Origin of the sequence: Paenibacillus campi (assembly GCF_034659835.1) — a bacterium.
Lineage (GTDB): Bacteria > Bacillota > Bacilli > Paenibacillales > Paenibacillaceae > Saccharibacillus > Saccharibacillus campi.
In genome coordinates this window covers 204,014-229,225 of sequence record NZ_JAXSQZ010000008.1, presented here as the reverse complement: position 1 = coordinate 229,225, position 25,212 = coordinate 204,014, and the positions used below count along the sequence as shown (strand labels likewise).

Annotated in this window: 21 protein-coding genes; 6 read left to right on the top strand and 15 right to left on the bottom strand. The window is 47.2% G+C overall.

Going from position 1 to position 25,212, the window contains the following annotated elements; genetic code table 11:
• Positions 1-53: 53 nt before the first annotated feature.
• The gene (locus U1I11_RS18090; protein ID WP_322907530.1) at positions 54-1,484 is read right to left on the bottom strand and encodes an RtcB family protein; all 1,431 of its coding nucleotides are present in this window, start codon (positions 1,482-1,484) and stop codon (positions 54-56) included.
• 1,112 nt (positions 1,485-2,596) lie between these two features.
• Between U1I11_RS18090 and U1I11_RS18085 the strand changes: the two genes are divergently transcribed.
• Complete coding sequence (locus tag U1I11_RS18085; protein ID WP_322907529.1) at positions 2,597-3,793, top strand: acyltransferase; 1,197 nt, start codon at positions 2,597-2,599, stop codon at positions 3,791-3,793.
• A gap of 95 nt (positions 3,794-3,888) precedes the next feature.
• Here the strand turns inward: U1I11_RS18085 and U1I11_RS18080 are convergent, their stop codons facing one another.
• The 8 genes from U1I11_RS18080 to U1I11_RS18045 all read right to left on the bottom strand — a co-directional run bounded on the left by U1I11_RS18080 (position 3,889) and on the right by U1I11_RS18045 (position 12,129).
• Complete coding sequence (locus U1I11_RS18080) at positions 3,889-5,625, bottom strand: sensor histidine kinase (protein WP_322907528.1); 1,737 nt, start codon at positions 5,623-5,625, stop codon at positions 3,889-3,891.
• A 434-nt stretch (positions 5,626-6,059) separates the two neighbouring features.
• Positions 6,060-6,359 (bottom strand): hypothetical protein, encoded by a 300-nt coding sequence (locus U1I11_RS18075; protein WP_322907527.1) that lies wholly within the window; start codon positions 6,357-6,359, stop codon positions 6,060-6,062.
• A gap of 7 nt (positions 6,360-6,366) precedes the next feature.
• A complete protein-coding gene (locus U1I11_RS18070; RefSeq protein ID WP_322907526.1) occupies positions 6,367-6,825 on the bottom strand; it encodes a cupin domain-containing protein in 459 nt (152 codons plus the stop codon).
• A 112-nt stretch (positions 6,826-6,937) separates the two neighbouring features.
• The gene (locus U1I11_RS18065; protein WP_322907525.1) at positions 6,938-7,393 is read right to left on the bottom strand and encodes an OsmC family protein; all 456 of its coding nucleotides are present in this window, start codon (positions 7,391-7,393) and stop codon (positions 6,938-6,940) included.
• 998 nt (positions 7,394-8,391) lie between these two features.
• On the bottom strand, positions 8,392-9,264 hold the full coding sequence (locus U1I11_RS18060) for an ABC transporter permease subunit (protein ID WP_322907524.1): 873 nt from the start codon (positions 9,262-9,264) through the stop codon (positions 8,392-8,394).
• Positions 9,261-10,229 carry an ABC transporter ATP-binding protein gene (locus U1I11_RS18055; RefSeq protein WP_322907523.1) on the bottom strand — a complete coding sequence of 323 codons (969 nt, stop codon included), beginning with the start codon at positions 10,227-10,229 and terminating at the stop codon, positions 9,261-9,263. Before U1I11_RS18055 ends, U1I11_RS18060 begins: the two co-directional genes overlap by 4 nt.
• Complete coding sequence (locus U1I11_RS18050; protein WP_322907522.1) at positions 10,226-11,521, bottom strand: hypothetical protein; 1,296 nt, start codon at positions 11,519-11,521, stop codon at positions 10,226-10,228. The genes U1I11_RS18055 and U1I11_RS18050 overlap by 4 nt, the downstream gene beginning before the upstream one ends.
• A 98-nt stretch (positions 11,522-11,619) precedes the next feature.
• Complete coding sequence (locus U1I11_RS18045; RefSeq protein ID WP_322907521.1) at positions 11,620-12,129, bottom strand: sigma-70 family RNA polymerase sigma factor; 510 nt, start codon at positions 12,127-12,129, stop codon at positions 11,620-11,622.
• Between the two features lie 395 nt (positions 12,130-12,524).
• Here U1I11_RS18045 and U1I11_RS18040 point away from each other — a divergent pair, with 395 nt between their 5' ends.
• The 3 genes from U1I11_RS18040 to U1I11_RS18030 all read left to right on the top strand — a co-directional run bounded on the left by U1I11_RS18040 (position 12,525) and on the right by U1I11_RS18030 (position 14,967).
• Positions 12,525-13,541, top strand: a complete 1,017-nt coding sequence (locus U1I11_RS18040) for a hypothetical protein (protein WP_322907520.1) — start codon at positions 12,525-12,527, stop codon at positions 13,539-13,541.
• A 98-nt stretch (positions 13,542-13,639) separates the two neighbouring features.
• Complete coding sequence (locus tag U1I11_RS18035) at positions 13,640-13,882, top strand: NHLP leader peptide family RiPP precursor (RefSeq protein WP_322907519.1); 243 nt, start codon at positions 13,640-13,642, stop codon at positions 13,880-13,882.
• Between the two features lie 254 nt (positions 13,883-14,136).
• On the top strand, positions 14,137-14,967 hold the full coding sequence (locus tag U1I11_RS18030) for an AraC family transcriptional regulator (protein ID WP_322907518.1): 831 nt from the start codon (positions 14,137-14,139) through the stop codon (positions 14,965-14,967).
• A gap of 438 nt (positions 14,968-15,405) precedes the next feature.
• On the opposite strand, the gene U1I11_RS18025 is transcribed toward U1I11_RS18030, so the two are convergent.
• From U1I11_RS18025 to U1I11_RS18010, 4 genes are all read right to left on the bottom strand, one after another.
• Complete coding sequence (locus U1I11_RS18025; protein WP_322907517.1) at positions 15,406-16,956, bottom strand: ABC transporter substrate-binding protein; 1,551 nt, start codon at positions 16,954-16,956, stop codon at positions 15,406-15,408.
• A 137-nt stretch (positions 16,957-17,093) separates the two neighbouring features.
• Entirely contained in the window at positions 17,094-18,029 is a 936-nt protein-coding gene (locus tag U1I11_RS18020; protein ID WP_322907540.1) for a carbohydrate ABC transporter permease, read from the bottom strand.
• 18 nt (positions 18,030-18,047) lie between these two features.
• A complete protein-coding gene (locus U1I11_RS18015) occupies positions 18,048-18,929 on the bottom strand; it encodes an ABC transporter permease (protein ID WP_416235494.1) in 882 nt (293 codons plus the stop codon).
• A 278-nt stretch (positions 18,930-19,207) separates the two neighbouring features.
• Positions 19,208-21,091 carry an ATP-binding protein gene (locus U1I11_RS18010; RefSeq protein ID WP_322907515.1) on the bottom strand — a complete coding sequence of 628 codons (1,884 nt, stop codon included), beginning with the start codon at positions 21,089-21,091 and terminating at the stop codon, positions 19,208-19,210.
• Positions 21,092-21,424: 333 nt separating this feature from the next.
• Here U1I11_RS18010 and U1I11_RS18005 point away from each other — a divergent pair, with 333 nt between their 5' ends.
• The gene (locus tag U1I11_RS18005; RefSeq protein ID WP_322907514.1) at positions 21,425-21,721 is read left to right on the top strand and encodes a hypothetical protein; all 297 of its coding nucleotides are present in this window, start codon (positions 21,425-21,427) and stop codon (positions 21,719-21,721) included.
• A 470-nt stretch (positions 21,722-22,191) separates the two neighbouring features.
• Here U1I11_RS18005 and rnhA read toward each other — a convergent pair whose 3' ends face one another.
• Both rnhA and U1I11_RS17995 read right to left on the bottom strand, forming a co-directional pair.
• On the bottom strand, positions 22,192-22,872 hold the full coding sequence (gene rnhA / locus U1I11_RS18000) for a ribonuclease H (protein ID WP_322907513.1): 681 nt from the start codon (positions 22,870-22,872) through the stop codon (positions 22,192-22,194).
• A gap of 92 nt (positions 22,873-22,964) precedes the next feature.
• Entirely contained in the window at positions 22,965-24,203 is a 1,239-nt protein-coding gene (locus tag U1I11_RS17995; protein ID WP_322907512.1) for an MFS transporter, read from the bottom strand.
• A 207-nt stretch (positions 24,204-24,410) separates the two neighbouring features.
• On the opposite strand from U1I11_RS17995, the gene U1I11_RS17990 reads away from it, so the two are divergent.
• Positions 24,411-25,088, top strand: coding sequence for a hypothetical protein (locus U1I11_RS17990; RefSeq protein WP_322907511.1), 678 nt, complete (start codon positions 24,411-24,413; stop codon positions 25,086-25,088).
• Positions 25,089-25,212: the final 124 nt, after the last annotated feature.

The following is a 25,212-nucleotide window of genomic DNA, read 5'->3' as shown; positions in this document are numbered from 1 at the left end:
TAACGGCAACGCATATTACCAAAATTAACATTTAACGCGGTCAATGTATTATGTTAATTCGTGCCTTTGATCGCCGCTAACGGCTGGCAGCGGGCGACAACAGCGGCTAAACCTGCTCCGGTGACGCTTTCGATAATTTGATCGACGTCTTTGTATGCCTGTGGCGATTCATCGAGTATACTTTCGAGCGAGCGCTGATTGACGACGATCTCATCGTCAGTACCTACTTTGAGCGAGCTAGCAAACTCGTCCACTTTCACCAGCCGTTTTGTTGCCGAGCGCGAGCGTATACGTCCGGCGCCGTGGCAGATCGAATAATAGTTCGATTCGCCGCCAGGCTGACCGACCATAATATACGATGATGTGCCCATCGAACCAGGGATCAATGCAGGATGTCCAGTTTGGGCATATGGCTTCGGATTGCCCGGATGACCAGCAGGCAACGCGCGTGTCGCCCCTTTACGGTGTACAAACATCGCTTCATCACCGCGATATTCCGACCAGGCATAATTGTGCATCAGATCGTACAGCGTACGCAGCTCACATGTATTGCCAAACACATCGCGGAACGCTTCACGAATCGCAAACGCAATCAGATGACGATTAACAGTCGCATAATTGAGCGCTGAATACATTAAATTCACATAATGACGCGCCTCCGGATGTGAGAGCGGCAAAAACGCCAGCCGCGGATCGGCAGTGCCAAGCCCAAGCCGCTGCATCGCTGCCATCATCGCTGGATTGCTGTCCTGACTAATGCCGCCACCCCATGAACGCGAGCCGGAATGAATCATAACGACGATCTGTCCATCATACATCCCCCATGCTTCGGCAATAGCGCGATTGTCTTCGGCAATTTCAAGCGCCTGAATTTCAGCAAAATGGTTCCCGCCGCCAAGTGTGCCCAGTTGACGATGTCCGCGATGCCAAGCGCGATCACTCACCCCGTTCAGCACTTGTTCGTCAAACTGAAACCGACTTTCCTCCACATGAGTTAGCGACGTTGCCTGTTTCGGTGTATAGCTGTCCGGCACATATTTGCCTGGCAATCCTTTCAGTCCGTTACGCACGACATGTTCCAACCGCAAATCGGCAAAATGTCCACGCTGCTGCGATTCCATCGGTAAATATTTTTCGATCGCCCGCACCAGCTTCCGGCGTAGCTTCACTTCGCGCAGATCATCACGGTGCAAATTAGTCAAATGCACGCGCATCCCGCAGCCGATATCGCTGCCAACGATCGACGGTGATACGATACCGTCTTCATTATCCCACACCGCTGTCGTGCCGATACATGTGCCGACACCGACATGCACATCCGGCGTATAACCCATATACCGAATACCTGGAATTTGCAAATTGTTGTTTGCCATTTCAAACACTTTATAATCCAGCCCGGCAAACAGCTCCGGGTTGGCATATACGTTCAGGTCACCAGCAGGTAACCGTACCTGATGAATATAGGAATTAGCATTAGATATCATAAAAACTGTCCTCTTTTCTGTATTATGATGCTCAAACGGTATATTTAACGACGAGTTTGCGTACATACCCTAATACGATCGAATATTATGTGCTAATCCGAGCGAGCATTCATTCAAAAATCAAACCAACCGTAAACTTGCCGTCTGGTATGTCCAGCTCGTCATCCCTAATTCCAACAAAAAAGCCGCAACCCTCCTGCGGGCTACGGCTGTACGGTCAGTCGTCTCTGTCTTCACTGAATAGCGAGCACATAAGCGACTGCGTTAGCGTTATACAACTGTAATGTTCAAATAAATACCGACAGTATAGCAAAAGCGAGCAAAGCTACGTTTACGATACATGGGCGGCGTATACGTTGGATACGCTTCGCTGCTTTACAGGTTTATATTTTGTATGACTTGGCACATCAAGCGTACGCGGTTTGAAACATGCCGCATCATCGCATACATGGATCGCATATGCCGATCTGATCCAGCGACTGTCCTAATAACACAAATGCACTTATCGCACCAAGTGGCACGCTAGCGTGAACATCGCCTACTGTCATTTTTGCCCATAAAAATAATCAGGCGCATTTGCACACCTGATCCTCGCATCGTATACTACGTTATGACTGCTCTGTTATCATACCCGTCAAACTATACTTTCGGTATATTGAAGATTATGTCGTCCGTTGGAGGCTGGAAAATGATGACTCAAAATATACGGTTGTCAAATAGCAAACTGAATAGTTGTGATGCTGCGCATCCGTTAGCGGACGATCGAAATGCTGACTGCGAATTATAGTTATTCCCGTATCCAAGATCATATTTTCCAAACCTCCCTCATGTAAAATGTATCTCTATCATAACGACTCATTTTTCCAATTGTCAAATAACTATGCTAAAAAAGGACTTTAGTCCCTCTTTCTACTGTATAGTAAAATAGGCAACATTATGTTTGCACGTACTCGTTAACATTTCATATTGTATTCATCTTCTTTTGTTAGACTGTTTAACTGGTATACGGTTTCGTTATTGATAAAGAGGATGTATAGTCTTTTGCTGCGCAAAAACCTTGTTTATTACACTATGTGTTTGAAAATCGCAAACACTGAAATAGAGGTGAATTCATGACAAAAGAGCGCATTAACGAATGGTCACTGCTACGTGGCTTATGCTTTCTCGCTGTCGTCATGCAGCATAGTATTGGAGAGTATATTTACCGCAGTGATATTACGCCGCCGGATTCGATTATGCTCGGTATGCTGTATCACTTTACCCGTTTTGGCACATTGACATTCGTCTTTTTGGCGGGGGCGATTTTATTTTATCAGTACGGTGCGGGCAGACCGTATCGGTCGGTATTATGGAAACGGATCGGTGATATTTATGTGCCGTTTGTAGTGTGGACGTTTATTTATTGGCTGATGGCACGTTTAAGTGAGCATAAACCGCTGCTCGCGGCGGACAGTATAGGGTCGTTTTTGCAGCAACTGGTTGTTCCGACAAATGGCTATCATCTGTGGTTTGTCATTATGATTTTCCAGTTTTATATGCTATTTCCGGCTTTTCGCTGGCTGGCGCGACAATTTCGCACGCATCTGTTAGAGCGGCATACGGCAGCAGAGCAATGTAGACGGATTGTACTTATGCTAGTCGTATTGGCGGTAGCATATGGCTGGCTGATGTGGCTTTGTTATGATGTGTTTCCGTTTTGGGATGCAGGCGGGATTGTGCAGACGTTGCTGAATTACCGGACAAGTGAGTTTGTGTTTTATTTCTTTTATTTTGTGCTTGGTGCGGTATGCGGTTCAGCGATTCAAGTATGGCGTAATATCGTGTTACGACTATTGCCGTGGACGACGCTCGTTTTTCTTGGCATGTACATCTGGCTTGGTTATGATCTGCTTCGACATTCGACCGAAGCGATCGATTTGAATGTATCGACGTATTTGAAGCCGACTACATTTGTGTTGGTCGTATCGCAATTGCTGCTTATGTATGGGCTGGCGATATTGTTATCACAGCAGCAACATGTGATGACGCGTTTTTTACAATGGTGTGGACGCTATTCGTTTGGCGGCTACTTGTCTCATGCGCTTATTTTGGCTGGTGTAGCGTCATGGACACGCCGACTGGTGCTGACCGATATGCATTTGCCGTGGACGTTTTTGACGTTTGCGGTTGTCGCGCCGGCGGCAATTGCGCTAACCAGCTTGTTAGCTCGCCTTCCAGGCGGACAATGGTTAACCGGCTCTGCTGGCAAACGCAAACAGTCAAAATCGACCCAAACGCCTTCACCAAGCAGCGTACTTGGCGCTAAATAACAAACAACAAAACCCGGTATCCACAGCTCCCCTATGAGAGAAATGGATACCGGGTCTTTTATTGTGTGGACATTGTTAAATTACAGACCAGCTCATCACATCGGCAAACGAACCGAAAATTCCGTCCATTGCTCATCGCTTTCCACCATAATGCTACCGCGATGTTTTTTTAATATTTTGGTAACAATCGCCAGTCCTAAGCCGGAATTTTTGCGATTGAGCGGCTTTGTGCTAAAGCCTGCTTCAAAAATTTGCTGTTTTAGCTTTTCGGGAATCGGATTGCCATTATTCCCTACAGTGAAAGTCAATTGCTCGCCTTTGATCTGCCCGGTCACACGTACGACCTTTTCCGGTCTGTCTGTTTCCAGCACTGCATCAAATGCATTATCGATCAAATTGCTGACGATTTTGACGAGTTCGGTAGATTTAACCGTACCAAACTGTACCGATTTGAGATTGGCAATTTCGTATTCAAACTTGATTTTACGATCGTATGCCTGTGTCATCTTCGCCTGAATAAGCGCAGACATCGCGGGCAGATTAATATTAATAATTTGGTTCATCGCGATCGATTCACCGACCAATTCGGCGGTGTATGCAGACAAATCGTCATACTTTTTCATTTTGACTAACAACTGAATCGTATTCACATGGTTGTTAAAATCATGTCGCTGCTCTTTGATCGAGTTAAACAAGGCATCGATATTTTCCAAATATACATTTTGTACACTTTGCGCCACCGCTTCGGTACGGCGATTGAGCATTGCAATCACACCAAGCACAAGCGCAATAATCACCATGGAACAGAGCAGAATCGTAATCGAGATCAAAATGAGCTGCTCATTTAGCGTCTGCTGCACGTCGGTCAGATCGGACACGATCATAATGATCGCCGGATACGTAAGTTCGACCGGAATAAACGTTTTTAGCACTTGCTGATTGTTATACTTTTCGGTAACCGAAATCACCTGGTTCGTTCGATTCACCTGGCGCACATTGTCGCGATCGGTAGCGTTTTTGTACGAATAATCGTTGTTCAGCGTTTGATTTTCATCGTACCAGATCACACCACGCGAATTGTATTGATTCGCCTGATCCAAAAAGATCGGCGGATTAAAAATCGCAATCCCCATCGTCTGGCGATTCGTCTCGCCATGCAAAATCTCGCGAATGACCGCTTCGACACCGGTGTCTTTACGATACTGTCGCACCGATTGATCATCCATATACACGCTGATCACATAATCGGTCGAGCCATCATAATAGAAGCCGAGTTTCTCGCTCGTAGCCGAAGCTTCGTCGTCTGAAGCGACCAACGGCGCAGCCCAGAAATGAGGCAATTTCTGTCCAAAATCCACGGTTGGCTCCTGTTTGCGAAGCAGCTGTTGTACCGCTTTGAGCCAATCGCTACGCCATTTGCTCCAGCGACTCAGATCGCTCGGATCAGACGAACGAACAGCGATGAGATTGTTGCCTTGTTGCTGAAACAACGTAATCCGGTCAACGCCGATCTTTTTGCCAAGACTGGCTAGCTGGTCATCTGTAATCGGCGCCAAACGACTGCCAAGCGTCGCTTGAATCGCCTGCGCTGCCATGCGAAGATTTTCACCGTTTAAGTTCTCAACGAACTCCTCACCATTTTGCGATAACTTGATAGAGGAGCGAATCTGTTCAGCGATTACACGCATATTTTGCTCCTGCACCGCAATAAGTGCACTACGTGTCGAAAAATAATAGGTCGTATTAACGATTAGCAATACAACAGCCATACTAACCAGTATATAGATCGTTACCGGAATTGGTTTGGGCAACAGGCTCTTGCGCTGTTTCATATTAGCAGTCTTACCCCCATTTATATCAGCACTTGAAAATGAATATGCGGCGATATGAAACCATCTCTGGCATTCGTATTTATGCATGGATAGATAAGTGCATTAACCATTTTATCGACAAAGTTCGATGCTATTCTTCGATCATACCATGAACTTTGCCGCGCTACATCGTATTTCCAAAAAATAATATGATTCGTTATCGAACTTAGAGAATATTTGGAAAAGATGACTAATATTTATTTTAACCGAGGTGATTAAATAAATCCATAAAGAAAGACTCCGATCGCATGCCAAACATGCATACCGGAGTCATTAAACGTGCTATTGACGCATGAAACTACGCCAATAAGCGTTATTGCCGGGCTTTCGTTCGTAGCGCTCCATAGCTATAAGACAGGCACACAGATCGATCGGTTAGCGGCAACCTGAACTATTCACGATTCTGTCATTCTTGCCGCGCGCCACTCTACATATTGATTCTCCAACATTTCCAGCGTACGCGCTTCATGTTGCTCTCGCTGTGGCAACCAGTGCAATGTATCATCGTCTTCATAGATCGTCCACAGATCGGAAAACAGATGCTCTTGCAATTGTACCGGCTGCCCTTTCCATCTGCCTTCTGCCCAAATGAGACCTGCCGTAGTACGCATCACAATCCGCATATGATCGATCGTGCGCGCTTTTTGCCCGAGTCGGATGATCGCCAGCAATTGGGCAAGCGTATGCCAATGCATGACTAGCTTAACGCTCGATCAGCTTGAAATCATCGTAGTGGAAGCCAGGCGCGACTACACAGGACACGAATACCGGCTCATCGCCAAGCGGACGAGCCATCTGCCATACGCCGCCTGGAATGAGTACTTGCGGCTGTTGTCCGGCTTCGATATCTAGACCGAGTATTAACTTTTCGCCTTCTTCCGGCTGTTCGCCGTTGCCGCCTAGCGTTAGCTCTAGTGGACCACCAGAGTGAATAAGCCACAGCTCATCCGAATGCACGACATGCCAATCCGATGTTTCATCGGCATGCAGCAAGAAATAAATCGATGTCGCTGAAAAGCGCGGCCCGGAATACTGCTCTGGTAAAATGCTTTGTGGAATCTCAAACGAAGCTTTCCACATTTCACGATACCAACCACCTTCTTGATGGGGCTTCAACTCAAGTGCAGCTACAAGTGGAGACAGTGGCAAATTCGTTTTCATAGTTCGTTTCCTCTTTTCTATGATCGTTTTGTGATCGATTTATTATGTTGAGGATCGTTAGTCGGCTGCCTATGTGCGCAAATCGTATACAAGTAGGCAAGTGCAACGATGTTTAACCCTCTGCGCTAGCTTGCTCGATCACAGGGATGGTGGATAGCTGTACATTGCCTGCGACCGCTCTGGAAATCATACAGGACTGCTCAGCTTTATGGGCAAGCAGCTCTGTCTTGACAAGTTCAGCCGTAGTCGCGCTAGCTTGAAGTACGATTTGCGGACGATGAATGATCTCACGATAGGTGAAAATATTGTTCGTCACATCGACATAACCTTCCGAACGCATCGTCAATCGCTGCACAGCGATATTTGAGCGTTCCAACATCGCCGCAAGTGTAATGATATAACACGTTGCCGCCGCACCAAGCAGCATCTCGTCCGGATTGGTGCCAATACCAGGCCCGCCCATCGGCTGCGGGATTGAAATGGCGGTTTGTAAATTGCCCGCTGTGATTGTACCTTCACTATTGCGTCCGCCTTTCCAATCGGCTTCCAGCACGAATTCATGAATCATAATCAAGTCAGCTCCCGGTTGCATACTAAGACGGCAGACAGTCGCCTGCGCGCCGGATTAGTTCATGCATCATACGTTTGGTTATAACCATCAGTGTATCATATTTGGATCGTATGTGCGCAATATAGGATGTGCTTTGGCAACAACCACTGCGGTACGGAATAAGGGGATGGATTCCCGTCTCCCACAGGAATCTACGGATAAGGAGTACATGTAGATTCCCGTGCTCAAATCTGTAGCCTATTTCGCTGCGCAAAAACTTCTTTTCAGTGCAACTCGTGTTTGGAAACCGCAAACACTAAAGTCCGTCCTTACCCTTATTTTCTTCTCCCAGCCTACGAGTTGGCGTACACTCCCTAGTACTTTGACCGAGATGAATTCGAGTTTTGAAGCTGGATCAAGCTATTATGGATGAGGACATCAGTACACAATCAAAGTTTAAATTTAACTTGGTCTGAGCACTAGTAGACTGTCTCAAATGGAAATTGTGTTTGAACGTACCTTAACCTATTCATCATCAAGCAATGGCTAGATCGACAAACCGTAAATGTATTTGATACAAGCTACTAGTACCTTGACCGAGATTGATTTGAGTATTGAATCTGTTTTAAGGTCGCATGGATCAGCATTTCAGTACACAATCCAAATGAACATTTAACTCGGTCAACGTACTAGTGACTTGTCTCAGGAAGATGTAAGGTTGCGTCCATCTGAATCCTGCTTGAACTGTGCATGGTTCAGATGGACGCAATCCCTGGATAGATTTGAGACAAGCTACTAGTTAGCATGTAAAGCTGTCAAGGCAAGGTCGTGAAACGCAAAAAAACACTGTCCGGTCTCGTTAGTACAGACTACAGTGTTTTCGTTGCGGCTCATTTGTTAGATGTAGATCGTCTTGAGTAGGCAATAGTTGGAGGATGATGTTTACTGGATGCATGTGGTTTCATTTGAGATGCACGTCTAGCTTATATGATCCAGATCGATACACCATACGCCGTTTACAGGTCTTTACGTTGAAAACGGTGAATCCCCCAATACAGTAGAACTAGCATATACACCAATGCGTAGACGATAAAGCTGGCTGAGGGGATTTGTCCGAGTCCAATATCGGTTAACCCTAATCGTCCGCCAGGCAACATGCCTGCCAATTGTTCCATACCGAGCATCGTGGACAGCGATTTGCGCTGAATGGCGTCGACCGGCATGATGAGCGAGATAATACCGGTAATATTGTTCATCGTTTGCTGTACATCCGGCTTTAATTGCAGCGTGCCAGTTACTTTTTCCACCATGCCGCCAAGCCAGCCTGCACCGTATAACATCGTCATCAATACACCGTTGCCGATTGCCGAAAACGCGGTGGAACCGAGTAGGCTGACGGTGACGAGAATCGGTACGCTTAAGGCAAATAACGCAAATGACTGCACATTCGTCAGCAGATCGCCTGGTATCGTCGCATGCATTGCCGTTACGCCAATGATCGATAAGTATAACACTAATGCATACGTCCAGCCGAACAGTACATATCCGAACCAACGCCCGATATACCATTGCCAGCGCTTAAGTGGACGTGTTAATGCAGCTTGCATAATGCCCACTTCCGCTTCACCGGATATGGCGGAAAATGAGCTAAAGATCACAAGAAAGGCAAGAATAAAATTGCCAAAGAAAAATCCGATCGACAGCAGTAATGAAGCGTTCATAAAACGCTGAACAATTGTGAAATCTTCCAGCGTGTTCCCGCTACGCGCGGTGATCGTATTAGCGATAAACCAAAATACGATCAAAAACAGAATCGTTAAAATCAACGTGAGCAATAATACTTTTTTACGTGTCAGTTCCTTCCATGTCATCCCGATAACAATGTTCATTCGTTCTCCCCCCGATGGCTGAGACCTGCTACAGCTTCCATAAACCATTGTTCCAGCCGCTCGCGTACAGGATGAACACCGTATAATGTCATGCCTTGATTGACGATCATCGTTGTCAGCAGACCGACTTGGTGCTCATTATCGATCTCCGCTTCTAGCCATGTTTCCCCGCTGTTGCTATTGTCTGCGGCAGCGCCATCAGTCACCGGACGCAGCATAATGCCGCTCGTCTCGGTCAGCCACGGCAAAATTTCCGCTGTATAACCGCCCAGCTTGAACCGCCAACGCGTTTTCGTGTGCAGCACTTCATGCACTGCACCATGACGCAAAATTTGCCCGTTGTTCAGCAGGGCGATTCGGTCACAGATCGTTTCGACTTCTTCCAGTAAATGCGAGTTAAGAAAGATCGTTTTGCCGTCCTGCTTTAGCTCCTGCAACAGTTGGCGTACATCCATCCGTCCGACTGGATCAAGCGCAGACGAAGGCTCATCGAGAAACAGAATCGGCGGATCGGCAACGAGCGCACAGGCAAGACCAAGCCGTTGCTGCATACCTTTGGAATAATGTTTGACCCGTTCTTTACCGCGATTGCCGATGCCGACACGTTCCAGCAACATCGGAATACGCTGCTTCGACTCGGCAGCGTTCATTCCGCACAGATGGGCATGCAGCTGTACTACCTCTGCACCGGTTAACCATTCCTGATAACGATACAATTCCGGCAAATAGCCGATATGACGCTTCGCTGCTACCGTGCCCACTTTGTCTCCGAACAAAAAGGCAGCACCCGATGTAGGCGAAATCAAGCCGACGAGCATTTTGACAAGCGTGCTTTTGCCGGCACCATTCGGACCGAGGAAGCCGAAGGCTTCCCCTTGTCCAATAGTAATATTCACATTCCGGCATCCGCGACCATTGCCGTATTGTTTGGTCAGATCACGAATATCGATCGCTGCTACGGTCATATGTTCATCAGTTCCTTAATTTTGGCAATGACAGCCGCTTTGTCGGGGAATGCCTCGTTATTGCCATCCAATTGATACATCTCATCCCCTACAGTCCAGTAGGCGGTATAGGTGCTATGGGAATGTTCTTTATATGTTCGCTGCTCCAGCAGAACGGACATCCCATTCACATCGATCCGCTCAATCGGTTGGTCAGAGATGATCGGGAGGGCGAGCTGACCTTTGAGCAGTTGATCTTTTTGCAAAATCGCACGCACATCGTCCGGCAATAATGGCAAATCACGTAGCGCTGCAAATACTTTTTCCGCATTCATCGACGGGTCCAACGTAAGTTGTGGCATACGTTGCTGAGATAGCTGCGCCCATTTTTCATCATCATTGATCAATGAATAGTTGATCGTTTCCGGCATCGTCAATGTGATCATCTTTTGATTCGCTTCCTCTGGCATCAATGTCGTACCGCCGAGACGTTTGATCGCTTCATTGACTGCATCGGTATTTAGACGGAAGTGTTCGATATACGAAGGGAAAATAATCGCCTTTTCGCCTGCTGCCATTTTGACTGCCGGGAGGAAAGTATAGCCAAGCAGTTTGGTTGCTTTCTCGGCTGTATAACTGCCTTCGAGTTTGCCCCCCTCTGAGGAAAATGTGCCAAAACGATTGATCGTTTCGTCATTGATACCATTTTGGTCATACCTATTTTCCATATCGTTTAAACCTTGTCTGTCTACGGTAGCTAAGTCTTGCATACGGAATTGATTCAGCAAGGAGGCGAGCGCTTGATTGCCAAACGGTGTTGCTAACACTGTGCCTGCTACTACACATGCAGCGATGCCTGTTGCCCATTTGCGTCGTTTCGTATTGGAAGCTTTACGGCGGATCGTTTGCTGCTCGGAAGCTTGTTCGGTTGCGTTATCATTCATCGGTGATGGAGTCATCGTATTCATTCCTTTCGTCTGTAGATCACGGTTTGTATCGTTCGTATTGGATAATGCAGTCGGTATAGCGGAACGCTCGGCGATTGATGCGACCGGATCAATTGGTTGTTCAAACGACTGCTGTGTATTCCGGTCGTTATCGGATGTAAATGCCGCTTCTGGATGATGCTGGCGCAGCGATTGTGCTTCGGCATCCCATTTCGCCCAGTCCGGATGGGGAGCTTCGTTCATTAGCAGCTTTTGCATCCGGCTCCATGCCAGATCGGTAGCTTGCCGTTCCAGATCAGCTGCTTGTTGCTGTCGTTCGTCTTGCCGCTCATCGTTATGCGCATTATGCGTATGATCGTTTTTCACCACAGAACCCTCCTTTTTCGTTATGCCACCATCTGTTCAGCATCCGTCCAGCTAACTTGGAAATGCTGTAACTTCCACGTCTGCCAGTCGGACATGGATTAGGTTGAGTTCAGCATCTTTTTGCGTAATTTGTTAGTTGCCCGGTGCAACAATGTACCTACAACTGGTGGACGTAGCTGCAATTGCTCAGCGATTTCGGAATAGCTGTAGCCTGAATATTTCATTAACAGCGCCTGCCTGTCCCGCTCGGGTAGCTGATCTAGCAGTTGATGCACTTCAGCCTGCTCCTGCTGTTTGATTATCGTATCTTCTCCGTTTGGTGTTACCGAGGCATGAAGGTCATAATATTGCTCCTGCTTGTCCTGCAAACGGCGTTCACGCGCCTTTTTATCCATATAGTCATAAGCGATTCGTGTCAGCACACGATGCAGCCACGCACCGATCGCGTGCAGATCATCCGGCGGATTGCGATAGAGGCGGAGGAAAACCTCCTGCGCCAAATCGTCAGCCGCTGCTTCGTCACGAACCATTGCATATAGCTTGCGTTTTACGCTGGGATGATGTTCATAAAAAATCTGTTTGAACTGTTCCGGTTCCGGTATGTTCATCGAATGGATGCTCCTTTCCGCTGCAGCTATAAGAAAGACGGGCATGACTGTTTATTTGTATCACATTTGGTAAAATTTTTTGGTGATAGGCGATCATGGCTCGTTTTTAAATGTTCATTTTAAGTGTGGGGATAGCTTATATTTTTATAAACTATATGCATCATAAGCTATAGGCTAGCAAAACAACTATTACTAAAGTACGATGTCCATTTTTCTATATATGCCTTTTTTCGTTCTGCGTGATATGTATGATATGATACCGATTCGCGATCATCTTATCCGACCGCAGTTCGAAAAATATAGACAATGATGGTAAAAAACAACAGAATTTTAATGGCAATATGAAGGTAATTCGCTATAATGAAAGTAGTTTCAGACCTTTCGGAGGTGATGGTGTGAATTGGCTCGAAGATTTCAGACCACAGCTGGAACGAGTGTTTGCGCAAGCTGAACAACGGGTTCGTTCTTTTCCAGCTCCGCTACATGAGCTAGGACTTCGTTACCTGGCAGCATTCGACATTCGCACACAGGGCAGCGTCAAAAATTACATTTGTTATTTGCTGCCATTTTGGATCGAAAAGATGCTATCTGCACAGCTGAAAACATCGAATTCGGACGCTTTATTAGACACGGCACGTCAAACTGCGCTCGGCAATGTGATGGGCATGCTGCACTTTTTCATTCAGGATGATCTGATGGACGGGATGCAGCAGCATGAGCATCATTCCGTGCAGGAGCGACGTGCACTCATACCGCTAAGTCAGCTTTTTCACAGTGAATTTGTGCAGGCAATGTCTGCGGCGACTAGCGCTCAGCATCATGAGCGGCTATGGGCATATTATTACAGTGTGAGCGCGGAATGGGCGTCTGCCGTGTACGATGAAGCTGAATCCGATTATTTCCTCCATGCCCGGCAGCGCATAGCTGGTAAAGCGAGCCCGATCAAGCTGTCTGTCATCATTTTGCTGCTGGAAGCGAATTTGCTTGCACAGCTACCGACGGTGCTGGAACAGTTGGAACGTGTATTGCTCGTACTGCAAATGAATGATGATGCTACCGATTGGCAGGACGATTTGGCATCCGGCAGCTACAATTGTCTGCTCTCGTTGATTCGTGCCGAATGTAGCTTGCCGCAATCTCAAACTAACGATCGTGCTGGCGCTAGCGATGATCACCTGACCGCAGCGCAGGTGCAACAAGCGATTTATGATCATCGTATATTGCATCGCTATGCCGCTATTGCCGCCGATAGTTACATCGCTGCCGATACCGCTGCACACAGTCCGTATTTGTCCCAATTTCATGCTTATTTGGTTCGTCAGCTAACACGCATGTCAGAACAAGTCGATCAACATCGTCAACTATTGCTTGAGCAGGGAAGCCTTTGGTACTATGCTCGTTTTCCAAACTGAAAAAAATATGAAAAATCTTACAAAAATTATGGATTTTACAATCATGCCGTGTTATAGTGATAGGTAAATATAACCATTTTGAGAAAGGGATGATGGGTATGTCTAGCCAAGCCGTTTTTCATACACAGGTGATTCAGAAAGCATGGGAAGACCCACGATTTATGGAGTTGCTGAAAAGCAATCCGAAGCAGGCTTTACAGGAACTAATGGGCATTTCATTCCCTGAGCATGTCAAATTGACAACCGTCGAAGAAACACCGGAGGAATTGTATCTCGTTATTCCTCCTAAGCCTTCTGATGTTGCCGCCTATTCTCGTCTGAAAACAGAGGCTTCCTGGTAACCGGCATCCATCCTGTCCCTTCATCATGATCCGATATACGAGCCGATCCAGGCGACCGCTCAATCGATCCTAATTGAGTCAAAAAGTGCAATTCGTCTACACGGCGGATTGCGCTTTTTTTATATGCAAGTGCGTCTTTTCTCCCTTGTGTAATGTTAACAGTTTGATTATTCTATTTATTAAAACGCTTACATTATTGTGTGCAGCTCGTTTGGATGAATGTCCGGTATATGTACTTAAGGAGGCTTACATGGATGAGTACCGAATTTATGCTGGAATATTACAATCTGCCGACGTTTTCCCTTAGGCATGATCCCCAGCTGGATCGTAACAAATGGACACTGTTATATGTGGCACCCGCTGTTGAAGCCGTTTCGTCTTCTGCATCCGCTCACGGCGGATGCATATACCTTATTGCCCCAGGCAAATTACAGCTTGAGCTGCTGCATACGGTCGTTACAGCAGCAAGTGGCATTTGCTGCCAGTTTACCGCCTATTCGCAATGGTCTGGCTGGCTAAACAAGCTGCAAACAACGGATTCGCAGCAGCCGCTTCAGCTTCGAAACGATAAGTTATGCCAGCAAATTGAGTATATGTTACAGCGATTGATGGAATATGGCGAACATAATGAGCACCCAGGCTATCGGCAATTATCGTTTCATTTGCTAAGCGAATTGTGGCTGTTGTTGACGGTACATGAACAACCTGTCGCGCCTAATCAGGCGGATTCGCGCATCGAAGAAGTGTTGCAGTATTTGCAGGAACATTATGCGGACGATATTCGGATCGAGCAGCTTGCCCAGCTCGTCTGTCTGTCCCCTTCACGCCTGTCGCATCTGTACAAAACGCATACCGGTGAAACGATTATGGATACGCTCATTCGGCTAAGACTGGAACGTGCCCAATTTTTACTCGCTTCCACTTGCCGTTATGTGGGCGAGATTGCGTATGAAGTTGGCTTTAACTCGCAGACGTATTTTACGTGCAAATTTACCCGCCATTTTGGCATTAGTCCCTCCCTCTACCGCAGTAGCCTCAATCCGTCCGATGACTGTACGTATAACAAATCGGTCGCCACGGTATGAGCGCTCTACGGCAATAAGCCAATATATCTTGTGAAAAAGCCTTGAGCAGGACGGCAAACCGTGGGATAGCGCCCGCTTGATGAGACAGCGTTCATGCTTGTGTAGCTATATGGATGGGTCTCATTTGATCGGGTTAGTTTCGTCCGTTGACTTGTCAGCCCGCTCAGGGCTTTTGTTTGTTGCCCAGTACTGGATAGCTAGATCGACTGGATCGATCGGAACAACGATCAATAACGATAAACAGACTTCTGTCTTAGCACCAAAGTGCGTCCAGAAGTCTGTTTGTCGTTATTGGGAAAGCTTTTGCATTGTAGATTACAGGGCATTTGATCATGAGCAGCGGTTTGTGTGATGACACTTTTCCAGTGTGCTCCATCTTCTGTGCTTACATGATACGCTTTATGACCTAACTACATGCAGCATAACTTACCGTAATGCTTACTTTTTGCTGCTGCTGTCCATTTGTGTTTTGTACGCATCCAATTGGCGTTGCAGCTCTGCCATTACTTTGTCATAACCTGCCAGCTTCAGCTTGTCGCGGAATTGTTGTACAGCTTGCGTAGGATCGCCTGCTTTACCGTAAGTGATCGCTGGACCCATCTCGGCGGTAACTTGCGAAATGGCGGTTAGCTCGGATTGAACATTCGTATTGTCGAATACAAATTGTCCGTAAGGATACGGCTTTTTGATTTTGTCGTACTCGCTGTACAGTGTGCCGATTTTATCCCATGTCGTATCGCTTGGAATTTCGAATTTGTCCATTCGACCTGCCCAGAAGTCAGAGTAGAAGCCGTCTCTCGTTTCATCATAACCGTCTGGCAATGTACGTTTGCCGTCTTTGATTACATATTGTGTGCCTTCCAGACCATAGTTAATCAACTGGTAAATTTCTTTGTCATTGCGCATCAGATCATATGCCATCAGTGCGCGCTCTGGATTTTTGCTATGTGCGCCTAGCGCTACACCGCCGTGTGTAATCGGCATTTCTAGCAAATTGCCGCTTTGACGGGAGAATGGGAACATTTGCAATTCAGAGCCAGGTTGCTTTTTGTCCATTTGCACACGCAGACCGGAAAATGTTTGCGTATGATGTTGATCCATACCGGTTTGACCGGCTTGTAGAGCAGCGCGGGTATCGTTTTTGTTGTTCAGTACGTCTTCGCGCCAGTAGCCATTATCTGCCCATTGTTTCATCGTTTTGGCAAAATCAAGGAATGTATCGTCAAATACAGGGCTAACGACAGTATAACGCTCATCATACGATTTACCGGCAAACACCGGCAAATAACCAGTCGAGATCGGCAGCTCCAAATTTTGCGTATGGGATTGTACCCAGCCGCCAAAAATGCTATCGCTTGCCTGTACATCCCACGGAATCACATCCGGTTTGTTGTCTTTGATCCATTGCAAATATTTGCCGATCGTCTCCCAATCTTTGATCGGTTCGGTAATGCCAGCTTGTTTTGCCCAGTCGCCACGATAGAAGAAACCGTGGTTAATCCATTGTGTGTAATCGTTTTCAGGGATCAGTACAATTTTACCGTTATATTTGCTTTGCGCCCAGTCTTCTTGCGGAATCGATTTCCACGTTTCCGGCGCATATTTAGGCAGCAAATCGTCCAGTGGCATAAATGCACCCCGTTGTGCATTGCCCCATGTGTCGAGCCAGTCGGTGCCAATCGTCACCAGATCAACCGGTTCGCCGGAAGCGAGCAGCAGATTGTATTTCGTTTGCCAATCTGCCCATTCGACCCATTTCCACTGTACGTTGGCATTGATTTTTTGCTTCATAATCGCATTGACTTTTTCCATCACTTTATCAAACTGTCCATTTTTCGGCTTATCACCAAGTGCGACAAAGGTGACCGTGACAAACTGGGATTTGTCGTCTCCGGCGGCGTTATTCGACCCTTTGCCTCCACATGCTGCGAGCGAGAAGACGAGGATGCTGACGAGCAATGCGGCAATCAGCTTACGGTATTTCCACATACATTAACCCCCCTGAGTTGTTGGCTGGAATGCGAAAGCAGCGATATGCACGATGCATACCTAGCGTGCGATGTTTGGTTCTGTTTTATATAGGTCATCAGATAAAAAGTTCCTTTTTCACCAGACGACGGAAGCGTTCAGCCCTTAACGGCACCGACCGTAATTCCCTTAATAAAATAACGCTGTACGAACGGATAAAACAAAATGACCGGCCCGGTTGCTACAACTGCCGTCGCCATCTTCATCGTTTCCAGCGGTACATCGCTCATCGATACATTGGACGATGCCGCCGAGTTACGAATAAAGTCGGCGCTGGTGACGACATTGTACAGGAATAGTTGAAGCGGACGATAATCCATATCCGGCGATAGGAACAGCATTGCATTGTACCACTCATTCCAATAACCGAGCGCAATGAACAGCCCAATCGTCGCCAGTGCAGGCGTCGACATCGGCAAAATAAGCCGCATAAAAATCGTAAAGTCGCCTGCTCCGTCAATTTTCGCGGATTCGGTAATCGCATGTGGAATCGAACGGACAAAGCTTTTCATCATAATAATGAGGAACGGGCTCAACAAACCTGGCAGCAATACCGCCAAATAATTGTCTTTCAGCTCCAAATATTGTGTAATCAGCAAGTAAAACGGCACCAGACCACCGGAAAACAGCGTCGTAAAATAGATAAAAAACGAAATTTTGTTGCGATACGTAAAGTCCGGACGTTGCAATGCATACCCGGTCATCGCCACGATAAATAGACCGATCATCGTACCGACAACCGTTAACCCAATCGTCACCAGATAGGAGCCGATAATCAGCTTTGGATTTTCAAATACAATCTGATACGCAAATGTACTGAATTCATGCGGCCAAATCGTAAAACCGTATTTTTTCACCGACGATTCGCTCGTAAACGATGTGCCGAGAATGAGCAAAAACGGCAACAGACAGCAAATCGCAAATACACCGATGACGATATAACCGACCCAACGTACAATCACTTCGCTGGCATCAGAGCGGATACGTGCCGGACGCGGCGTGTTGCCTCCGATCACATTGCCTTTGGCATTCATGTCCATACCGGTCACCTCCTAAAATAATGAGTTTTCAGGCGATACTTTTTTAATAATCCAGTTGGCAGTGAGCACGACGACAAAGCCGAATACGGACTGATACAAGCTGACCGCACTGCCCATCGAAAAGTTAAAATTCGTCATCAGCGAGCGGAATACATATGTTTCGATAATGTCGGTACTGGCGTACAATGCCGTGTTATTCGCACCAACCAAGTTATAAAATAGACCGAAGTTCCCTTTGAGGATACCGCCGAGTGAGAACAACAATAAAATGATAAACGTTGGCTTGAGCCACGGAATGACGATATGGATAATACGCTGGAACGCATTGGCACCATCGATCTCTGCCGCTTCCACAATTTCAGTATCCAGACCCATAATGGCGGCAAAATATACGATCGAGCCATAACCTGTCGTTTGCCATAAATACGTAATCACGATAATGAATGGCCACAGGCTCGGTTCAGAGTACGCTTTGACCGGGTTCAGTCCGAGCGATGCCAGCACATGATTCAGCAGACCGTAATCATAGCTCAAAATGTTGTAAGCGAGCAGTCCGACCAATACCGCCGAGATAAAATACGGCAAAAACATAAGTGTCTGCGTCACCTTTTTGAACCATTTTTTACGGATTTCATTGAGCAGGATTGCGACCGCAATCTGGGCGACATTCCCGATCAGAATGAAAGCTGCATTGTAGGCGATCGTGTTAAAGGTCAATCTCCACAAATCACCTGTCATGACCAGAAACTTGAAATTGTCCCAACCGACAAACGGGCTGCTAAAAATGCCGTCGGTATAGTTGTACTTAACGAAAGCAAGATACAATCCGGGCATAGGCAAGTACGCAAACACACAGAAAAACAAAATTGCCGGCAAGCACATTAGCAGGAGCATGCGACTGTTTTTAAACTGCGTGCGCTTCGAGCGCTTGGCACGGACGGCAGGGATCGACTTGGCTGTATCCAATGAACATTCCTCCTTTGTGCTTCGTTCGCTTGACCGGCAAATACACTGCCGGGACAACACGATGGTTTACCCTTTTATTGTAAGCGTTTTCTTAATGTATGTTATTACACGATTCTGCTATTCCCTTGTAATATTCTGCTATATTTTGAGCATTTGAGATCATTTTACATAAAAAAAACGCTCTTACTCGCCATCAGCCACCTGTTTTACACAGGCTCGACTGACGGAAAAGTAAGAACGGCTTCGGTTCCTTCCCCTTTTTTGCTATGAAATTCCAAGTGACCACCCATCGCTTCAATAATGCGGAATGTGACCATCAGACCAAGCCCGGTGCCTTTTGTTTTGTTGGAAAAATACGGCTCACCGAGTCGTGCCAGCTCCTGCTCACTCATCCCGGCGCCATTGTCACAAATCCGAATCCACACTTGCTGATCCTGTTGCCCTGCTTGAATCGTTACCTGTCCATCTTTACTTAGCGCTTCGATACTGTTTTTGATCATATTGATGCACGCTTGTTTGAACTTGGACGAATTGCCGCGAATATGCAAACCGTCCGGAATATCGATCGCCAGCGTACCGCCTTGCAAACTGGCGAGCGGCTGCATAATATTTTCGATATGCAAAAATTCCTCTTTTAAATCAAGCAGCACGATCTGGTCAAATTGCGGCTTGGCGAACGTAAGAAAGTCGGTAATAATATCGGAAGCACGATCCAGCTCATCAAGTGCCATTTTTAAATGTTCGCGCCCTTTCTCATCGGTATTCATACGTGTTAATTGCAAAAATCCACGCGTCACCTGGAGCGGATTGCGAACTTCATGGGCGACCGATGCCGCCAGCTCGCTAATCATGTCCATCTTCTCCGAGCGCTGCAATTCATTGTTGAACAGTTCCAATTGACGCGAATATTCAACTACCTGACGCCGATTTTCCGCGAATATACGCCCCATAATCGCAATCAGCGCAATGACGAAAAAGATAACGCCCCACTTCCACAATACGAGCTTATAATCGCCATCCTGAATATAAAACCAGATTAGCTCAAACCCGGTAATACACGCAAACACCGAGAAACCTGCCGCAAAAATCTGTGCTGCCCGATTCTGGTTCATCGCAAACCGCAGCGCCATCGTAAGAAACATGATTAGCCCGACTAGCATAAATACACCGAATACGAGCACAGTCATCACATAATAAATTTTAAAATAACGATCATGGGTTAGCGCATTGCCAATTAGCGCCAGCAGACAGAGCGCCGAATATACATATTGAAATCGTTTCATACGATGAATGAGCCCACGATAACCTTGACCGAATACACTTTCAAAAAATTCATAAAATGCAGGCACTAACACAAACAGGCTAATATCAAACAGCAACGTATACACCCGATCGCCATACGGATAAAACGTAAACAAAAACGGCGAATACGTAACGACCAAAATGCCTAACGCCAAAATGACGACGCACAGACTAAGCCACATCCTTCGCGCCTGTCCTTCCAGAAAAAATGAGCAAAACGCCATAATTAGCGCCACTAGCACAAATGAAAACCCGATCACAACATCGGTCAAATCCGCGCTGACGTAAGCGGTAAGCATACGTTGATAATCACCGATCAAAATGCCTTTCGTTAGCCCGATTTTCTCGCGCGCCGACTCGACCCAAATGTAGACCAATTTGTATGAGTCATCCCGCGTTAACGGCAACAAAAGCTGGTTTTGCTCGTATGAATAGCCCCGTCTGGATTCATAAATTTTGTTGTCGTCCAAATAGACGATCACATGCTTGCCCTGCAATTCGCGGATGAGCAAGCCGGATGTGTTCCAGTTCAATTCCGGCAACGGGATACGAATCCAGGCGGAAGAACTATTGACGGGCTTGCCGTCTTTCATTAACTGCGACGATGTCCAGTAACTGTTTTGATCATCATTCCACGGTTTGGATGTAAACGTATTTTGCGCTTGCCAGCGTACTTGCCAATAATCGATACGTTGAAATTGCTCATCTTCACGCGTATTGTTGGACAGCGATAACGCCAGTAGCAGTACGATAACGATAAGCAGAAATACAACTAAAGCTTTGGGCATGATCTTCATGAAGCACCTCATTATCAGCCAGGCTGTCCAGCAGCCGGCTTTCTCTATTGGCGACCGTTGCACCATAGTATCGTCATTTCAGGTATGTATAAACGAAATCAGCACTAAAAGCCCACAACTTCTATTATACTGTGTCTCTTGTTGGAGGAACACTACTAAATTCCTAATCTCTGCCAAATCCAGTCAATTTGTCCCTGTTAGCGGTGCATTATGCATATGGCGAGGGAGCGAAAGCGGCTGTTTGATCGCTAGACAGGACGGGTAAGCTCCAGTAGAGAGGCATATTTGCCCTCCACAATCCCGAAAGGCAAGGAGCTGATCAACATGGCAGACAACGAGCATTATGACGATGTGTTCTGGAAAACACGGGATACACTGCTTGATGACGAGGATGCCCAGCCTGTGGATGAGGAGCTAGAAGCCGAACTACCGCGCGATGCGGAGCTTGCGGTCATTCATCCGGAGCGACTCGACGAGCCGATTATCAAGACGATTGTGGATGAAGAAGACGCGGTCGACGAAGATGCCGATGTACATCCACAAGCTGATCCGGAAGATGGAGCGTCCGATGCGGAACAGGTGAGCAATCGGGTGCCAGATAGTGATGGGAGCGGGCAATAAGTCGATATGCTTGCAGGCACTAGCAGGCTGACCGCGTTAAGTAGGCAGTTTGATATTACAGAGCAGCGATATGCTAAGGCTATGATTCCAATGTTTCTTTCATAAGATGGAGTTCATCAGACATTGAATGTAAGCTGGTCAGCCTACTGGTAGAGGTACGATATGTATCGCTATTTTATAAATAGACGCATAGCATAAATAAAGGTCGGCTCTATCACATTGATGTGTGATAAGTCGACCTTTTTTGCGGATGATGACTGTGGCAGGCGAGTTGCTGGACATTACGAATTGGCTGTTTCCATCCGCATGCTCGTACAGAGAGCGACCTAATCGCTGCCGCCGTAATGATCCCATTTTTCAGATTGATTTCAATCGACGTTCTTGCACAGCGAGTGTTGATGCTTGGCTTCGCTATGCGTGCGCATGGAGCGGGAGTGGCGGTGCGCATAGATCGTGAGCGGCGGAAGCTTTTATTTGCGTCCGTAATCCGCCTTAATCTCGCCCCAACTGCGCGTTTCCCATTTCAGCAGTTTATTGCTATACGTATGCGTGCGCAGCCACTGTTCGGCACGGTCGACCAGTTCCCAGATTTCAGCGGTCGAGGCGTCGCGTACGAGTGTGGAAGCCGCTTTCTTTTGTTTAACCCATTTGAGCGCATTTTCCGAATCGCTATAGACGGTTTTGTTGCTGCCCTGTTGGTGCAAGTAGGCGAGCGCATGCACGATAGCGAGAAATTCGCCCATATTGTTCGTGCCTTTGGCGATCGGACCTTTGCTGAAAATAATTTGCCCGGTGCGTGTATCGACCCCTTTGTATTCAACTGGACCAGGGTTGCCGCGTGTGCCCACATCGACGGAAATGCTATCATAGTCGATCTCATCCATCGATATATTCGTTGCGGCTGCCTGACGTTTGCCATACATGCCCGCTTTGCCGCTTGTCGATGCGGGCTTCGTTTTGGCAGCACCATTCGACTGACCCCAGTGCTTTTTCCAACCGTCACGATACGCTTTGTCTGCCTCGGCGCGCGATTCATACGATTTGTATTTGGCATCCTTGTAGCCGCTCGTTTGTTGCTGGCATTCCAGCCATGAGCTGTACACGCCTGGTTGATGCCCTTCCCAGACGACATAATATTTTGATTTTGCCATAATGATTATATTCCTCCATAACGATGTTGCCGTTTGTGCACGAGTAGCAGTCGGCGTCGATTACTTTCTTTTTCAACTTCGGACTTGTCCTATTATGACTGTTTGGCTTGCACATTGGCAACTGGATCAGCTGGCTTGGCGCCAGGATCAGACGGCAATTCCCAACTGCGCCGGGCGACAAATACCGCACAGACGAGCAGCAGTAGACCGTTAATAATAAACACATACCGAATATCTAGCAGCGAGCCAAGCAAACCGCCGATCAGCGGGCCTGCCATCGTAGCAATCTGGGTTGCCGACTGATTCAGTCCGAACGCGCGTCCACGAAAATCGGCTGGTGTGACCCGTACGATCAGCGCATTAATCGACGGCATGACCGCCGCAAAAAACAGTCCATACCCGAAACGCAACATGCCAAATCCCCATATGTTAGCGAGCAAAAATTGCAATATATTACCGATCCCGCTACCGATCAACCCGATTAGCAGCACTTTGCCAAAGCCGATGCGCGAGCCGATTTTGCCCCAGCGCGGTGCCATAATGAGCGTCGCGACCCCGACCGCCGAAAATACGATCCCTGCGCTAAGCGATGCGCTGCTCGTCGACACGCCTAATCCTTTGACATAAATCGTAATCAGCGGTTCCAAAATCATCACCGAGAAATTCGCTACCCCGGACAATACGAGCAAGGAGACAAAGATCGGATTCGCTGCCGCTTGCCGAATATCGTCACGCACATTAGAGCGCTTGGCAGAGCGGTTAAAATTATGCTCTTTCACCCAAATCGTCGCGATCAGCGCCGCAATCAGTACGATCAGAGCAGAGAACAGAAACGCATTCCGATTGCCTATGTAATAACTAACTACCCCGCCAATCAACGGGCCAATAATTGTACCGGTCGCACCGGATGTCGCCATAATGCCAAGCGCATAACCGGTTTTGTCTTCCGGTGTATTTGTACCGACAAGTGCAATCGATGCAGGAATAAAACCCGCCAACAATCCTTGAAACAAACGCACACACAAAAACACATACGGATCAGTCACAAAATAACTAATAAAATACAATACCGCCAAACTGAACCCAGAACGAATCAGCATCGGTTTCCGTCCGTATTTATCTGCCAGTGAGCCCCAAAATGGCGAAATGAGTGCGCTCGCCAAAAAAGTAATGCCAAACGCCACCCCAGACCATACTGCCAAATGGCTTGTGACGCCCAGCTCGGTTTCCAAAAAAATCGGCAAAAACGGAATCGAAATCGAATACGCCATACTGCAAAAAAACACGCCGATCCAAATAATCACAAGATTACGCTTCCAGGAAAATTCCATGCCCGCCAACACATCCTTTCGTTATCGTCCATTTTACTCCTGTTAAATCCAATCTCCAAATTTAGACAATGGCGGCACGATATCATAAAGCTCATTTGCGGGTAAAGACGAGTAGGCACTGTCGCAGGAAAACGTATATACGAACCTAGGCATCGTCGGATTACGCGTTCTACTTATAAATTAATGACAATTGAGGAGATGAGCGGCATGAGTACGAACTTTGATCATAATAAAGATGCAGCTGCACAGGAATATAACCGTTACCGTACGATCGGTTCGGTCACCGGGCATGATGAGGAAGAATTGCGCAGCATTCCCGATAATGAGCTGGATACGATCCAACCAACCGTACGCGATGAAGATGGTGTGCGCTCGGTAGTAAGCGAACCGGCAGCAGTCAATCGTCTACATGCAGAGTCGGATGAAGCGACGCTTGAGCGCACAGCGGTAACAGAGCGAGCCAGCAACGAGCAACCACTTGGGGGAGAACGTTCTTTTACCGGTACGATTGAGATGGACGATGAAGCCGGCATGGACGATGATGAGCTGGTCGATGAAGATGCACCATTGCCGGACGTACCGGATGCCGATGAATTTAACGGCGGCGAAACACCGGCAGACCCCTCTGTTCCTTCTGCCTACGCTCAAGATGCACACGGTATCGACCTGCGCAATGGTTCGGTCGGTGATGACGAGATAGTGGACGATCATGAACAAGAAAACCTTGTCACCGAACGCGATCATGACGAAACATTCGGTCTGTTCCGTGAAGATTCGTTTCCAGACGCAGGGGAAGATGAAGTGCAAAAGCGCATTATTCATAATGAGCTGCCGCGTGATAACCGATTGCCACATGATGAGCAGGATGATAAGGAACAACAGTAGGCATCTATACGGTAACAATTGTCGCTAAACCTATTGCGATCCTATTTAAAGAGCGGTTACTATAGCTAGCTGTTAACGAGGCACTTTACAGCTCTAGTAGCTTGACCAGCTTACACGGGTTATT